The sequence below is a fragment of the Proteus appendicitidis genome (genome assembly GCF_030271835.1).
GTDB lineage: Bacteria > Pseudomonadota > Gammaproteobacteria > Enterobacterales > Enterobacteriaceae > Proteus > Proteus appendicitidis.
On sequence record NZ_CP127389.1, the window covers coordinates 3,397,447 to 3,413,361 of the forward strand.

17 protein-coding genes are annotated in these 15,915 nt (G+C 38.4%); 10 read left to right on the plus strand and 7 right to left on the minus strand.

Annotated features, from left to right (window positions below; translation table 11 throughout):
- Nucleotides 1-49 precede the first annotated feature (49 nt).
- Nucleotides 50-1,579: a methyl-accepting chemotaxis protein gene (locus tag QQS39_RS15610; protein ID WP_285804879.1), complete on the minus strand. Its 1,530-nt coding sequence runs from the start codon at nt 1,577-1,579 to the stop codon at nt 50-52.
- Between the two features lie 416 nt (nt 1,580-1,995).
- Here QQS39_RS15610 and QQS39_RS15615 point away from each other — a divergent pair, with 416 nt between their 5' ends.
- Nucleotides 1,996-2,670, plus strand: coding sequence for an HAD family hydrolase (locus QQS39_RS15615; RefSeq protein ID WP_285804880.1), 675 nt, complete (start codon nt 1,996-1,998; stop codon nt 2,668-2,670).
- 74 nt (nt 2,671-2,744) lie between these two features.
- Here the strand turns inward: QQS39_RS15615 and QQS39_RS15620 are convergent, their stop codons facing one another.
- From QQS39_RS15620 to QQS39_RS15645, 6 genes are all read right to left on the minus strand, one after another.
- The gene (locus QQS39_RS15620) at nt 2,745-3,320 is read right to left on the minus strand and encodes a TerD family protein (protein WP_151436048.1); all 576 of its coding nucleotides are present in this window, start codon (nt 3,318-3,320) and stop codon (nt 2,745-2,747) included.
- A 79-nt stretch (nt 3,321-3,399) separates the two neighbouring features.
- On the minus strand, nt 3,400-3,978 hold the full coding sequence (locus QQS39_RS15625) for a TerD family protein (RefSeq protein ID WP_006536043.1): 579 nt from the start codon (nt 3,976-3,978) through the stop codon (nt 3,400-3,402).
- 53 nt (nt 3,979-4,031) lie between these two features.
- Nucleotides 4,032-5,072 carry a TerC/Alx family metal homeostasis membrane protein gene (locus tag QQS39_RS15630; protein WP_151436049.1) on the minus strand — a complete coding sequence of 347 codons (1,041 nt, stop codon included), beginning with the start codon at nt 5,070-5,072 and terminating at the stop codon, nt 4,032-4,034.
- Between the two features lie 34 nt (nt 5,073-5,106).
- Complete coding sequence (locus QQS39_RS15635) at nt 5,107-5,562, minus strand: tellurite resistance TerB family protein (RefSeq protein ID WP_151436050.1); 456 nt, start codon at nt 5,560-5,562, stop codon at nt 5,107-5,109.
- A gap of 25 nt (nt 5,563-5,587) precedes the next feature.
- On the minus strand, nt 5,588-6,754 hold the full coding sequence (locus QQS39_RS15640) for a TerD family protein (RefSeq protein WP_285804881.1): 1,167 nt from the start codon (nt 6,752-6,754) through the stop codon (nt 5,588-5,590).
- Nucleotides 6,755-7,339 carry a TerD family protein gene (locus QQS39_RS15645; RefSeq protein WP_151436052.1) on the minus strand — a complete coding sequence of 195 codons (585 nt, stop codon included), beginning with the start codon at nt 7,337-7,339 and terminating at the stop codon, nt 6,755-6,757. It abuts the gene before it with no gap.
- Between the two features lie 323 nt (nt 7,340-7,662).
- Here QQS39_RS15645 and QQS39_RS15650 point away from each other — a divergent pair, with 323 nt between their 5' ends.
- The 9 genes from QQS39_RS15650 to QQS39_RS15690 all read left to right on the plus strand — a co-directional run bounded on the left by QQS39_RS15650 (nt 7,663) and on the right by QQS39_RS15690 (nt 15,911).
- Nucleotides 7,663-8,730, plus strand: coding sequence for an ATP-grasp domain-containing protein (locus QQS39_RS15650; protein ID WP_285804882.1), 1,068 nt, complete (start codon nt 7,663-7,665; stop codon nt 8,728-8,730).
- Nucleotides 8,731-8,744: 14 nt separating this feature from the next.
- Nucleotides 8,745-9,881 (plus strand): phosphoribosyltransferase domain-containing protein, encoded by a 1,137-nt coding sequence (locus tag QQS39_RS15655; RefSeq protein ID WP_285804883.1) that lies wholly within the window; start codon nt 8,745-8,747, stop codon nt 9,879-9,881.
- On the plus strand, nt 9,874-10,644 hold the full coding sequence (locus QQS39_RS15660) for an HAD family hydrolase (RefSeq protein WP_285804884.1): 771 nt from the start codon (nt 9,874-9,876) through the stop codon (nt 10,642-10,644). The genes QQS39_RS15655 and QQS39_RS15660 overlap by 8 nt, the downstream gene beginning before the upstream one ends.
- A 2-nt stretch (nt 10,645-10,646) precedes the next feature.
- Nucleotides 10,647-11,723 (plus strand): cysteine protease StiP family protein, encoded by a 1,077-nt coding sequence (locus QQS39_RS15665; RefSeq protein WP_151436056.1) that lies wholly within the window; start codon nt 10,647-10,649, stop codon nt 11,721-11,723.
- On the plus strand, nt 11,723-12,667 hold the full coding sequence (locus QQS39_RS15670) for an HpcH/HpaI aldolase/citrate lyase family protein (RefSeq protein WP_151436057.1): 945 nt from the start codon (nt 11,723-11,725) through the stop codon (nt 12,665-12,667). Before QQS39_RS15665 ends, QQS39_RS15670 begins: the two co-directional genes overlap by 1 nt.
- A 276-nt stretch (nt 12,668-12,943) precedes the next feature.
- Nucleotides 12,944-13,429 carry a tellurium resistance protein TerW gene (locus QQS39_RS15675; RefSeq protein WP_151436058.1) on the plus strand — a complete coding sequence of 162 codons (486 nt, stop codon included), beginning with the start codon at nt 12,944-12,946 and terminating at the stop codon, nt 13,427-13,429.
- Nucleotides 13,430-13,975: 546 nt separating this feature from the next.
- On the plus strand, nt 13,976-14,614 hold the full coding sequence (locus tag QQS39_RS15680) for a vWA domain-containing protein (protein ID WP_285804885.1): 639 nt from the start codon (nt 13,976-13,978) through the stop codon (nt 14,612-14,614).
- 17 nt (nt 14,615-14,631) lie between these two features.
- Nucleotides 14,632-15,273, plus strand: coding sequence for a TerD family protein (locus QQS39_RS15685; protein ID WP_285804886.1), 642 nt, complete (start codon nt 14,632-14,634; stop codon nt 15,271-15,273).
- Complete coding sequence (locus QQS39_RS15690; RefSeq protein WP_075672662.1) at nt 15,273-15,911, plus strand: vWA domain-containing protein; 639 nt, start codon at nt 15,273-15,275, stop codon at nt 15,909-15,911. Before QQS39_RS15685 ends, QQS39_RS15690 begins: the two co-directional genes overlap by 1 nt.
- Nucleotides 15,912-15,915 lie beyond the last annotated feature (4 nt).

Genomic DNA, 15,915 nt, shown 5'->3' on the forward strand with positions numbered 1-15,915 from the left:
TAGAATAAAACTCACTCTGATACGTTAATTCAGAGTGAGTTTTTTATCGTTATAATGCTTGTTCTTCTATTTGAAAAACGGCCACATTATCCATCAATACCTGCGCTTTCTCGTCTAACATCATCATTGAAGATGCGCCATTATCCACTAAAGAGGCATTTTGTTGCACAACCGTATCCATCTGATTAATCGCTACCGCAATTTGTTCAATGCCAACCCGTTGCTCTTCTGAAGCAAGACTTATCCCTTGCATAATATTGTTTACTTTTGCAATTGAAGAAACGATCTCTTGCATATGTTTTCCCGTTTTATTCACGAGAGCGGTTCCTTCAGCGACATCTTTTATAGATGCTTTTAATATCTGACTGATCTCTTTTGCGGCATCTGCACTTTTAGCCGCTAAATTTCGTACTTCCACCGCAACAACGGTAAAACCTCGCCCTTGTTCCCCAGCTCTTGCAGCTTCTACCGCAGCATTTAGCGCTAAAATATTCGTTTGGCTCGCAAGATTATTAATCACTTCGTTAATCTCACCCACTTTTAACGCACCTTGCTCTATTTTTTTCATCGATGAGATAGCTTCTTTCATTACACTTGCACCATCTATAACAATGTCATTAGATTGATTAATAATCTCATTGGCTTCTTGGGTATTTTCGGTGTTATTGGCTACAGCGGTTCTAATCTCTTCCATACTGGCTGCGGTTTGTTGCAATGCGCTAGCTTGCTCTTCAGTACGGGCAGAGAGTTCCTGATTACCTGATGAAATTTCAGAAGCTCCCCGTTTTATCTCTAATGTTTCTCTTTTTACAGTAAGAATGGTAGAGGTTAACGCTTTTTGCATATCACTAACATGTAAAAATAACTCACCAAATTCATCTTTTTTTATTTTAGGTAAAGCGAAAACTAATTCCCCTTTACCAACTTTATTTAACATATTAGACAATGCATTAAGGTTATAAATAAAGGTTTTGTTTATCCAACGAATAACAAAATATAAAATAATAAATAGAATTAATAATGAGATGAGCGTGGAGTAAATAGAAAGCTGAACCATAGTATCTTGTCTATTTCTGAGTCCAGCACTGTTTTTAGCTTTAATAGAAACATAGTTATCAAATAGATGATCTAATCTATCAAAGTCATTGGCAAATTCTGTATCTTTTATATGTATTGCTTCTAAGCCATTTGACGCAATCAAAAGTCTATCAATTAAACTATAAAATAACTTTGCTATTTCATCCGCACTTTTTTGTGCTTCTACTGTGACTTTTTTTTCTTTTACCCATATATCCATTGCACGTTTAGCACTTACCGCAATCTTTTTATTTTTCTCAATAATTTCAGCACCTTTAGTATTTGTCTCTGCTGTATCTCGCATCAAAAAGTTCACATTAGAACGCATCGTTGCTAATTGATAACGTGCCATCAATACATCGGTGTAACGTGTTAACAATGTTTCCACTTGGGTGAAATTATTTTTCATTTTGTAGATGAAAAATGTAGATAATACAGAAGATAAAATAAAAATTAATAACAGTGCAGAGGAGCCTATTTTAGCACTTCGTTTAATACTCATAATTAAAAAGCCTATATGTAAATATCGATAAACTTTATTTCTTATCGACCAAGTTAATTTTTTTATTTAATTATTGTTGATACATATAAGTTAATAATTTTTATTTGAAAATTTTTATTCTATAAATAATCACTAATCATATTTTAAATAATTTACGTTTTATTCTTATTTTATAAAATAATGCAACCGATAGTGTTAATAATAAATAAGCTATTTTTTATCAATCACACATTACTTTATTGAGTAGCCAATATCTGCTGATGTTTTCATAGATTATTCATACACTCCATTATTCAAAAAATAATAAATATCTTTATTTTCAATAAGTAACAACCATACTATCTCATTTTGAGAACAATGATATAATATGCGCAATGACCTTAAAAACTCTGATGATTTACGGAGCTTAACTTTTTATGCAACCCCAATTTGAAAACGCGAAAAACACCGTAAAAACGTTATCAGTGTTTGATTTTGATGGCACGCTAACCTATCACGACAGTTTTATTCCTTTTCTAAAATTTGCCTTTGGTAAACGTAAATTCTCACGCCGTTTAATTAAAATGGTATTACCGACATTACGTTGCTTTAGACGCAAGCTCACGCGTGATGAGCTAAAAGAAGTGCTGATAAAAACCTTCCTAACCGATATAGAAGAGCAATGGTTAAAAGAAAAAGCCGAAGCATTTTGTCAGCTTTACTGGGCTAAATTAATGCGCCCTACTGGCTTGTTAGCCGTTGCAGAAGAAGTAAATAACAATGCTGAAGTGACAATTTGCTCTGCATCACCAGCAATGGTATTACAACCATTTGCTGATCGCTTAGGGATTAAATTAATTGGTACAACACTCGAAGTGGTTGATGGAAAGCTGACAGGCAAAATTATTGGTAATAACTGCCGTTGTGGTGAAAAAATAAAACGATTAGAAGCGGTATACGGTGACTTAACACAATACCATTTAAGAGCGTGGGGAGATTCTCGTGGCGATCATGAACTGCTTTTTGCTGCGCAAGATCCTCATTGGCGCCACTTTCATACGGGTCGTCGTAAATCTAAAAATTCACCCATCAAGATAGAAATAAAAAAATAATTTCCCTCGCAAAATAGAGCGCAAAAAAACCCTCGATTAACGAGGGTTTTTACGATGTACTAATGATATAGATATTAGATATTCACGCCGTGTTGTGATGCTAACGCACCTAAACCACCCGCAAAACCTTGACCTACCGCTTTAAATTTCCACTCTGTACCATGGCGATATAACTCACCAAAGATCATTGCAGTTTCTGTTGATGCATCTTCAGAAAGATCAAAGCGTGCAATTTCAGTATTATTGTCGTTGTTATAAACGCGCATAAAACTGTTGCTGACCATACCGAAGTTTTGTTTACGGCTTTCCGCTTCATAAATAGTGACTGCGAATACCAGTTTTTTCACTTCAGCAGGGACTTTTGATAGGGTGATTTTTACTTGTTCATCATCACCATCGCCTTCCCCAGTACGGTTATCTCCTTGGTGTTCAACGCTTCCACATTGACTCACTTTGTTATTAAAGAAGATAAAACTTGCATCTGAAAGTACTTTTCCATCTTCACCTACCATGAATACTGACGCATCTAAATCGAACTCTGCGCCATCAGTCACGCGGGCATCCCATCCTAGACCAACCATAGCAACCGACATTGTTGGTGCTTCTTTAGTCAGAGAAACATTACCACCTTTAACAAGGGAAACTGCCATATCAAAGCTCCTACTTTATTGAATAAACTGGCAATCACATCTTATGACTGCCAGTGGGTAGTATTTTACCAATCAGCTATCAAGAGGCATTAATACCGTATTGAGCACAAACTGAACCTAAACCACCCGCGTAACCTTGGCCTACTGCACGGAATTTCCACTCTGTACCGTGGCGATATAACTCACCAAATAACATTGCAGTTTCTGTTGATGCATCTTCCGTTAAGTCATAACGAGCAACTTCAATTTGGTTGTCATCATTAACTAAACGAATAAATGCACCCGATACTTGGCCAAAGCTTTGGCGGCGTGCTTGCGCATCATGGATTGTGACAACAAAGATCACCTTATCGACATCATTTGGGATCATGTCTAATTTGATTTTCAGCGCTTCATCATCACCATCGCCTTCACCTGTGCGGTTATCACCGGTATGAACGACAGAGCCATCAGCAGATCTTAAATTGTTATAAAAAATGAAATCGGCATCGCTACGCACTTTTCCATTTGCAGCTAACAGAAATACAGATGCATCTAAGTCAAAATCTTGACCATCTGTAGAACGGGCATCCCAACCAAGTCCGACAAGGACGTTTTTCATCGTTGGGGCTGCTTTGCTCAGAGAGACATTACCACCTTTAGAAAGAGAAACGCTCATTTTATAACCTCTTTAGTTTTGTTTTTAATATTCTGATTTTTCAAGAATATTTGTTAATTTGTCTTACCTTTATCATCTTTTTTCTCTGGGAATACAAAGCTTGCAATAATACCCAGAGCAAGAACACCTAGCACAACAAATAAGCTAGTTGTCGCGGAGATGCTGTATCCATGTTGCCAGATATGATCTGTTGCATTTAAACCTAGTTTTGCAGCAATAAAGAACAACAACACAATAACCGCTTTTTCAAGGTAAACCAGATACTGTTTCAACGCTTCTAACACGAAGTAGAGCGTACGTAAGCCTAAGATTGCAAACATCATTGCACTATAAACAATGAGGGGTTCACGGCTTACTGCGATAATAGCGGGAACCGAGTCGAAAGCAAACATCACATCGGAAAGCTCTACCACAGCCACACACAGCATAAGTGGTGTTGCATATAACGCGGCTTTTGTACCACGACCGATAGTAATTTCTTTGTTCTCTGGTTTTGCTAATTCAGCATCAACTTCTTTTTGTGTTAGTAAGAATGCATGCCCAGTAATTTTTGGCCATATAGGGAAAAATCGTTTTACTAAGCGATAAGCAAGATGTTGTGAATAGTCTTCAATCTCTTCACTATCATCACCGCTTTTCAGCATCATAACTGCCGTCCAAGCAACGATTAAGGCAAATACTATCTCAACATATGGTCCTAAACTTAACAGCCCTGTACCGATGGCAACAAAGATCCCACGGAAAACGATAGCACCGATGATCCCCCAATAAAGAACGCGGTGACGGAAGCGATCAGGTACGGCAAACCAAGAGAAAATCGCCATCATGACAAACAAGTTATCAACGGAGAGCACTTTCTCTAATGCATAACCTGTTACGAATAAGCTCGCAACTTCTGCACCATGGTGAACATAAAGGAATCCTGCGAATGCCATTGCAACGGCAACCCAGAATATAGACCAGAATATGGCATTCTTTAACGTTATCGGCTTATCTGCACGATGCATAAATAAGTCGATAAAAATAGCGCCAATCGCAAGTACAACAAAGACAATGACAGTTTCTGTCGGAAAACCAATATGTGTGGATACCATAATAATTCCTGAACGGTTCCCTATCTTAAATTAATTACAAACCAAATTCTGCGGGCTGAAAGCCTAATGCAATGGCAATAGCGCGCACCGCTTCTTTTTCATCATTGTCAAAATCACCATCACTTTTCGCAACAGCAATACCGACACGAATAGCTAATTGCGCAGCTTCTGGCTGATCTTTCATTGCCAGAATATACTTCATGGTTTCACCTTTACCGACTTCGGTATCGAATTCGAAACTCAGGATTAGCTTATTAAAGAATTCGATAACTTCAGAAGTATCAAAAACTTTAAGTTCATCTGATGCTTTTAAAAAACCAAGCATCTTCTGTTTTTCTTCAGAACTCACACCGTCACTAGCAATGGCGATTTGCGCGCAAACCGCAACAGTGCCTTGCATAAATTTTTTGTTTTTAAAGCGAGCAACTTGCTTGGTTAACTCAGAACGTCCTGTATTAAAACCTTCTTTTAATTTGTTAAAAAAACTCATGCTATTTTTCCTTATATCAACTTGATCACTTAGAACCCGCTGTCCAGCGAAATCCCCACCCATAGGCATTATCCATATCGCGGTGGCCTTTAAAAAATTCATTGAGACGTTCAACTTTTATTGATCCGTTCTCATTAACGAGTCGGGCAATCGCACACATATTGCGACCATTATTACCATCAGTTAAGCGAGTTTCGATAGGCGGTTGATCCGGCACATGAATGGTAACCACACCATCAGTCTTGCTCCAATTTGGTACGCCTTCATAAATAAACGCGAAAATCAGCACTTGCTTAATATTTTTCCATTCACGTCCATTTACAAAGATCCATTCACCACCAGCAACGTCTCCAGTACGATCATCACCTTGTAATTCAACATAAGGAATACGATTAAAATCACCAAATCCGTTTCCTAATGCTTGAATAACGGACTTATGTCCTTGCTGAAGTTCAACAAAAGCACCGATATCTAAATCGATACCTTTATTGCCACCGAACAATCCACCTAATAGCCCAGAGCCTCCACTTTTGCTTTCACGATGCCAATCAAGGTTGATCCGAATTTTACCGAAGTCGTCTTTCTTCGTTAGGCTGATTGCCGGTTTCTCTTTAGTTAAAGAAACCTTACTTAAGTTCACCGAACTTGGCGCTGGCACTGGTTTCGGTGCTGGTGCTGGTGCTGGTGCTGGTGCTGAGTCTGCAATATCAACACCAAAATGTTCAGCTAATGGCTTTAAACCACCGTTAAACCCTTGAGCGATAAAACGGAACTTCCAACTCCCATTACGACGATACAATTCACCTAAAATTAATGCCGCTTCAGGACGACCGTTAATATCAACATTACCGTTCGCTACAACTTCGTTATTAGCATCAACTTGAATTGATAATCGTTGTAAATTTGCGATAGTTTGTTGACCTTCACAAGTCGCTGTAAACGCAATTTTTTCAACATCTGGGCGTAAACGCGTTAGATCCACCGTGAAAGATGTGCTGTTTCCTGCTGTTGCATAAATAATGGTGCGATCATCATTAGCGGTCTGTCCATAAAACACCATATCGGTGTCGCCATTCACTTTACCTGATGCATAAAGTCTAAAAGCAGACACATCAACAGGCGCACCTGATTGAATTCTAATGATTAATGTTTGATTCGGAACAGGTACGTTCCCACCTGGAGTCATATTCATTTATCGCACCACCGTAGCCACAATATCAGGCATCATGTCGTTAATAACACGGCCTTTACAAGGCGCACCAAACGCAGTGAAATCCCATTGACCATGATTACGTTGTAAAGAAGCAATCACGATACCTGTATGAGAGCCTTGCTCTGTTAAGGTATAACGCACCAGCTCTTTATTCGTTGCTTTATCAACAACTCGACAGAATGCGTTTTCAACTTCATTAAATGTTTGTCCACGGAAACTGTTTACTGTGAATACCAAATATTCAACATTTGCCGATAAACGGGCTAAATCAACGAAAATTGTTTCATCATCACCATCGCCGTCACCTGTTAAGTTATCACCAGAGTGAATAACTGACTGACAGCTTGATTTTAATTTTCTAAACCAAATGGTATCGATTTGATTACCACTTGCGTCAAGCAATACGCAACTTGCATCTAAATCAATAGAACCACCGCCACCAAAAAGACTGCCTAATAATCCTTTTTTCTTAATCGGATCCCAGCCTAAACCAAACATTAAATGGCTCAGTGCAGGTGCTTGTTTACTGAGAGAAACTGTTTGATTCTTGCTTAATGAAACCATAATTAAATTCCTTCAGAGGTAGAGTGAAACAATAACGCCATTTGTGATTAATTCCATATCATGAAAATCATCATATCATGATGAAGTACATGAGCAAGACTATTTTTCTCACTCAAACTTAAAGTTTTGTCAACCTATTGATATTAATGATATTAAATTACAATAAAATGTTAAAAACACAAAAAAATCACAATAATAACTTACGTAATTACACGATTTAAAAATTAACTCAAATAAATCATATTATGATTGACACAGTTCTGCGAAATCTTCATGATTATAGGCATTGAACCCTACACTTTTATTTCACGGTATACAGAGTAATGAATAACACAATTTGGTTTATGGAAGGTTTATCATCACAACGCGATATAATTCAAAGTGTTAAAGACTTTGCAAAACAGCAGCACCAAGAGATCGTTGTGCTCGCATCTCATCGTCATACTCGAAATGAGATTTTATCGCTTGCTGATGGGGCTTTTTATGAACCTCTTGAAGAGACATTACGCTTACAATTTATCAATGATGTTGTAAAACAGCATCAAGTCAGTGCCATTCACACTGGTCGTAATAGCGCATGGTTTGAACGACACCGCCAAGAAATTGAGTCATTTGGGGTAAAATTAACAACTGGGGCCACACAACTTGAACAGCTTCAATTAGCTGATAATAAAGTTGCATTTGCACAAGCGATGGAACAATGTGGGCTTCCTGCAGTACCGTCTATTTACATTGAATCTATCGATGAATTAGAAACACATATAAAAGAGCCTCCTTTTGGCGAAATACCTTTATGTATTAAACCTGTAAAAGGGATTTACGGCATGGGTTTTTGGCGCTTTGATAATCAAGTTTCACCAATGGCACTGTTTAATCACCCAGAAAATCGCCAAGTCAATCCGCAACAATATCTTGATGCATTAAAGGCGGTTGAACGTTTTGAACCTTTAGTCTTAATGCCTTATTTACCCGGCCCTGAATACTCTGTTGATATGGTGGTAGAGCAAGGTGATGTTATTGCGGCTGTAGCTCGACGCAAAGAGGGTGCAATACAACATCTAGAAATCTCAGGCGAGGCTTATGAATTAGGTAAAGCGTGCGCAACAGCGATGAAAGCCGATGGGATTGTGAATGTGCAAACTCGCAATAATCATCAAGGTCGCCCACTCTTACTTGAAATTAATATGCGCCCTTCTGGTGGTATTGGTTATACCCAACATTGTGGAATTAATCTTGCAGGTATTTTTGCTTTACGCCAATTAGGATTAATGAGTATTGAAGAGGCGACAGCTCAAACCAACCATTTTACACCAACAAAAATACGCTCAATCACCGATTCTATTGTTTTCAATTCAACGCTAACAAACTTAATCAGTACGGATAATAATTAATAATGAAAAATAGTATGAGTGACTCATCCGTTTATCGTCGCCTTCTTTCTTGTGGCACATTAAGTGTGACGCCAAATTGCTCTATTGAGTTACTTGATGAATTATTTGATATCGCAGAAAGACGCAATCCTAAGCGTGCATTTTTATTTGTCAGTAAAGTATTAGGTCGTCATATTCCAGTTTCACCGAAAAAAATGCGTGAAACCTACCAAAAACTTGCCCGTCAATTTCCTGACTCACTTGACGGCCCTGTTCTGTTTATTGGCATGGCAGAAACTGCGGTGGGTTTAGGTGCTGGCATTTTTGATGAAGTGAGAAATCGCTATCAACAAACCATTTATTTAACATCAACACGCCACCCTATTGATAAAGGTGAGCTGCTGTGTGAATTTAAAGAAAATCACAGCCACGCGACTGATCACTTACTCTATTTGCCTACAACAGCAGAGCAACGCCAATGGGTACAACAAGCAAAAACCGTTGTATTGATTGATGATGAAGCGACTACGGGTAACACCTTTATTAACCTGCTTTCAGCGCTGCGTGAAGAAGGTGGATTAACCCATATTGAGCAGGTTATAGCGGTAACCTTAACCGATTGGAGTGGTGATTCTATCGCTGAGCGCTCCCCATTACCGATTAAAACCCTTTCTCTAGTTCAAGGGAAGTGGCAATGGGATGCCGATCCAAATGCGCCTTTACCTGTTATGCCTAATGTTAATATCACTGCATCAGGGGAAGTTGCTATCACGGGTAAACAGGGTTGGGGTCGATTAGGAATGACAACGCCCGCAAACGATCTGGGTTTATCCATCAATGCATCTTTAGGTGAAAAAATCCTTGTTTTAGGATCAGGAGAATTTGTTTGGGAGCCGTTCTTATTAGCTGAACGGCTTGAAAAACAAGGTGCTATCGTAAAATATAGCTCAACAACGCGTTCACCGATTTCAACTAATTTTGCCATTCAATCAGCAATCACATTTACTGATAATTATGGTTTAGGTATTCCTAATTTCGTCTATAACGTGGCACATCAACAATTTGATCGCATTTTGCTTTGTTGTGAAACACCCGCCGAAAGTATTGATAGCCAACTGATTGAAGCCCTCAATAAAGTTGCACCTATTGTTGAGGTAATTAGTTATGACTAAGCCTGTTATTTTAACTGATCTCGATGACACTCTATTTCAAACACGTCGTAAGATGGTGGATGAATTAGCACTAGAACCCTATAAGACTGGCGCGCTAGATAGAAGCTTAGAACCCCGTAGCTTTATGACTCAAGAGCAAACCCTACTTGTAGATTGGATGTTAGAGCATGCAGATTTAATTCCTGTTACCGCTCGTGGAACAGAAGAGATTAGCCGAGTCACTATTCCTTTTCATTCTTGGGCGATTACCACACATGGTGCGGTGATATTGACGCCTGAAGGCAACGCTGATGCCCAATGGCAACACCACATCACTCAAAGCTTAGCGCCCTATACACAGCGTTTGTTGACGCTACAACAATCAATTACGCAATTAATGGCAGAACGAAACATTGATGGTTGGGCGCGAATTAACTATGAATACGGTGATTTGCCTATTTATTTAGTCATGAAGCATAACGATAGCACCCGATTAAGCGAGCTATACGCCATAGGTGATGAGATAGAAAAAATATTCTCAACCGAAGGTTTTTATATTCATCGCAACAGCAACAATATTGCTTGGTTACCGGAGCCTATCGAAAAAGGCAAAGCGGTCACCTATTTGCTCAATAAATTAAAAGCTGAGCGAGGTGTTTTTCCTGTGATTGGGCTAGGTGATAGCCTAAGTGATCATCGCTTTATGAAATTATGCAGTTGGTATGGGCTTCCTCGTCAAAGCCAATTTGCGGATGCGATCAACACAAAAATTTTTGGAGAATAAACATGATGGATCATAAGCCTTTTTCAGGCTCTTATGTATCAGGGGATGTCGATTTCCTACTTCAACCGGTTAATATCGAAATGACGCCCGTTGAGTTAAAAGAAGAGCTGATACAATCGGGTAAACGCCACTATTCTGACATGCTAAGTCAAGAGCCAGAGCCAACAACATGGCATTTAGATCTCTTTGAAAAAGCGCTAGAAACAGGTGCTACACGCTTAGCAACTGAAGTCATAATGTTGGCTAAATCACTGATTGAACGCTTTGGTGATACCCCAATTATCTTAACCAGCCTTGTTCGTGCTGGTGTTCCTTTAGGCGTCATGTTGCAACAAACATTGCGCAAAATGGGCAGAACCTCTTACCACTACGGCATTAGTATTATTCGAGATAGAGGCATTGATAGCGCAGCGCTTTCATGGATAGAACAACGCCACGGCACAGAAGGTATTGTATTTGTTGATGGATGGACAGGAAAAGGCGCTATTACAGGTGAACTTATTCGTTCGTTATCAGGACGAAAAGGCTATCCAGCCCAGCCTCGTCTTGTCGTCCTCGCCGATCCTTGTGGCTGTGCATGGTTAAGTGCCAGCGATGAAGATTGGCTTATTCCATTTGGGATCATGGGAGCGCCTGTTTCAGGATTAATTTCACGTTCAATTTGGACTGAAAAAGGCTTTCACGGTTTTGTAGATTGCCAGCATTTAAAACAGTATGAATGCAGTCGTTACCTTGTTGATACTGTCGGAAAAGTCGTTGATACATTAATCGATAATGATATTCCACTAGCCACATTTAAAGCACAACAATCAGACTTAAAAAAGCTGAGCGAAAACGTCGTTAGTTCACTTGCAAACAAATATGATATTTCAAATATCAATCGTATAAAACCCGGTATTGCTGAAGCCACACGCGCTGTTTTGCGCCGTGTACCTGACCATATTCTGGTCAGGGAAATAACCGATCCTGATGTGGCGTTACTCGTTTATCTTGCACAGGAAAAAAATATTGCTGTTATTGAAGCAGGGCAAGCGCTTGGTCAGTATCGTGCAGTGACTATCATTAAAAAGGTGAAATAATGATTGAACGATTATCCCCATGGAATTTAGGGGCAACGCTTTATATGCCCGCAACACGAACAGATATCGCGACGACAATTATCGACCAGAAAGTTGAAGGGTTACGCTCTTTAATTATCTGTTTAGAAGATGCCGTGAGTGATGCCGATATTCCTGTTGCATTAGAAAACTTGGCAACCTTATTAAATACCTTAGCAGAGCACAAAAAAAACAGCGATTGTAGCCATTGGCCACTGCTGTTTATTCGCCCTCGCCACACTGAAATGGGTCAATGGATCACTGAAAACCTGGATATCAGTGCCATCGATGGTCTTGTTTTGCCTAAGTTTACACAAGTTTCTCTGCCAATTTGGTGGAGTATTATTGAAAACACGCATTTATGTATGATGCCAACACTTGAAACAGAAGAAGTGTTTGATGTTATTCAAATGACAGCACTTGCAAACCACTTACTGACTCACCCTTGCCATAAAAGAATTATTGCATTACGTATTGGTGGCAATGATTTAATGAATGTCATTTCGCTTAGACGTAATCGCCAATTAACACTTTATGATGGCCCAATGGGTTACGTGATAAAAATGTTAGTTGCTGTCTTTGGCGCTCGCCAATTTGCCCTCACAGCACCTGTTTGTGAGCATATTGATGATCACCATATTATGGATAAAGAGCTGGCGCTTGATATTGCGAATGGTCTTGTAGGTAAAACAGCGATCCACCCAAAGCAAATTCATAAAATTGAACAAGCTCTTATGGTGTCTCAATCTGATCATTCAGATGCATTACGTATTTTAAATTCGACACAAGCCGTTTTTAAATCACAAGGTGCAATGTGTGAACCCGCAACACATCGTCGCTGGGCATTGAGTATTTTAACCAGAGCTAAAATTTATGGCATTATTCCTAACCAACAAAATAATGCCCAACGTTTTAATGCAACATAAAATACGCTATAACTAGTGATGAATTTGATAAGATAAAATAATTATCTTATCTTGATTTATAAGTTTCTAGTTAAAACATGTTATCTTTAACTAGAACTTATAAAAACAAGACTTACTTTTTTATTTGAAAAAATAAATTTTTTATTTCAATTATCAATTTATACTACATTTAATAGGAAGCTTATTTTATTTATCCTTGTCAACAGAGAACAAGAATAATAGAAATTATTGCTGAATATTTTAACACACGAATAACAAAACAAGTGGTAACTAAGCATGCAATTAAGCACTCGTCAGGTCAGAGTCTTTACACTGGCAACCCTTTTAAGCTCAGGAAAAAAGGTTCCAACCATTAAGATTATTTCTGCTCTTGAATGCTCAGAGCCTACGTTAACTCGCGTATTAAAAGAGATAAGAGATTCTTATGGTGCTGAAATAAAATACAGCAAAGCCTCTCGCGCATATCAAATGACTGAACGAGGCCAACTCGATAGTAAAGCGTTACGCCGTATGCGTGAGGCATTATCCGCCAATGAAGATCTACGCCACAATGGAATGACAAGCCGAGTTTATCTCGATAAAGATAAAAAGAAATCTGTTTCACTTTCATTAAAAATGTCGGCATTACGCAAGATTGATAGATTATCTTATTTAAATAATTCCACACGTAGTGAAGCTGTTGAATTATTAGTTGATCACTATATTGAAAATTTAATTCAATCAACACTTGCTGAAATAGCAGAAAAAGAAAAAAAGAATTAAAAGTAAATAATATAAAGTAACTTAATATCTCAGTATCAAGTTACTTTATATAAAATAGAAAAATAGAAAAATAGAAACAAAATAAAAAATATATAAAAACTTATTTTATAAAGTTGATTTATATATTTATCCACTCACTTATTTTATTTTAAATTACTTCCAAAAATAAAAAAATAATAATACATTAATGCTTTGAATTTATTGGTTTTTATAATTATTACTATTTTTAGTTAAAATCGTGTTTATACTTAATCATTATTAGCTATTCATTTGATATTACTCTTATTAAGATGATCCAATAAGATATATTTCCTTTAAAGAAAATAAAATAAAATCGCTCCATTACTCAATTCAAAGGGGGTAAATAGGTTAATTCTTCTTTTATTTTACTTTTCATACTATCTTCATTCGGATTAATAATATTGGACAATCATCACTGCGTTTTTCCTCTAATTTAATTAAACTAAGCATAATCTCAATTGAACACCTTCACGAGTCGGTTAGTATATTAATCGCTTATCTCTATCTCACTCACAGGATTAATGCATGAGAAGATTGCCAGTTTACCTTTTACTTGATACATCGACTTCCATGTATGGAGAACCTATTGCAGCAGTAAAAAATGGCGTTGAAATGCTCTTATCAACACTACGCCAAGATCCTTACGCATTAGAAACAGCTTATATTTCTATCATCACCTTTGACTCAACCGCACAACAAGTTGTGCCACTCACTGATTTAATCAATTTTAAAGTACCTGATTTAGTCGCAAGTGGAACAACAGCATTAGGTTCTGCGCTCACTTTAGTTTCTAGTCGTATTGAAAAAGAAGTACAAAAAACGACGGCTGAAACAAAAGGCGATTGGCGCCCGTTAGTTTTTGTGATGACAGATGGCGCTCCCACAGACGATTGGAAAAAAGGCGTTGAGAAATTTAAAGCGGCACGCACTGGCGTTGTTATTGCGTGTGCAGCAGGACGATCAGCACAAACTGATGTCCTAAAAAACATCACTGAAATTGTATTACAGCTAGATACTGCGGATGCCAATACCATTAAGTCATTCTTTAAGTGGGTTTCAGCCAGTATTTCTGTCGGTAGTCAAAAAGTCGATTTAACTAAGAAAGATATTAGTGATCTTGATGACTTACCACCGCCACCTCCTGAGGTTAACGTTGTACTTTAAATAAAAAAGGAATGAATATGTCTGTTAGTTTAAAAAAAGGACAAGGTGTTAGTTTAAAGAAAAATGAATATGACCTTTCCTCTGTCACTATTGGTTTAGGTTGGGATATCAACGAAGAAAAACGCGGATTCCTTGGTGGGCTTTTTGGTAAAAAAAGCGAAGAATACGATTTAGATGTTATTGCTTTCTTATGTGGCGAAAACGGCAAAGTAAACGATTTAGGTGCCATTGAAGGTGGACAACCCTCTCTCGTCAATGGTGATATTATTTTCTTTAATAGCCTACAACACAAATCAGGACAGATTTGGTTAACGGGTGATAACCGAACTGGCGCAGGTGATGGCGATGATGAGCAGATCATCGTGAAATTAAACACACTAGATCCTAAATTTACCAAAATCGTCTTTATTGTTCAGATTTACAATGGTCGAGAACGACAACAACACTTTGGTAAAGTACAAAACGCCTTTATCCGTGCTGTTGATGCAAAAAATGTCGAAATGGCTCGTTTTGATTTATCGGGAGGCGAAGCCTTCAACAACCAACGTTCCATGCTGTTTGCTGAATTAGTCAGAGAAGAGAATGGCTGGAAACTTAACGCCATTGGAGAGCCTTCAAGTTCAGATAGCTTTATTTCTTACTTAAAGGATTTCGCCTAATGAGAAGACTTCCTGTTTACTTGCTGATTGATACTTCAGGATCAATGAGAGGTGAATCTATTCATGCAGTTAACGTGGGGATACAAACCATGCTTAATGCATTGAGACAAGATCCTTACGCATTAGAAAGCGTGCATATCTCTATCATTACCTATGATAACGAGGCTCGTGAATTTATCCCATTAACTGCATTAGAAGATTTCCAATTCTCCGATATCACAGTGCCTAGCTCTGGCGGCACTTTCACGGGTGCTGCGCTGGAGTGTTTAATCAAGTGTGTCGATCGTGATATTAAACGTTCCGATGGTGACCAAAAAGGTGATTGGCGCCCTCTCGTCTTTTTAATGACGGATGGCACACCTTCTGATGCTTATGCCTACGGTGAAGCGATTAAAGAAGTGAAAAAGCGCTCATTTGGTTCGATCATCGCTTGCGCTGTTGGTCCTAAAGCCAAACACGATCACCTTAAAGAGCTTACCTCTCAAGTGGTTGCTTTAGAAACGCTAGACTCTAATGCCTTCTCTGGCTTTTTTAAATGGGTTTCTGCCAGTGTCGCATCTGGCAGTTCAAGTGCAGGAGTGAATACGGATAAAGACACCCTACCGCCGCCGCCTCCTGAAATCCAACTGGTATTGTGATCCA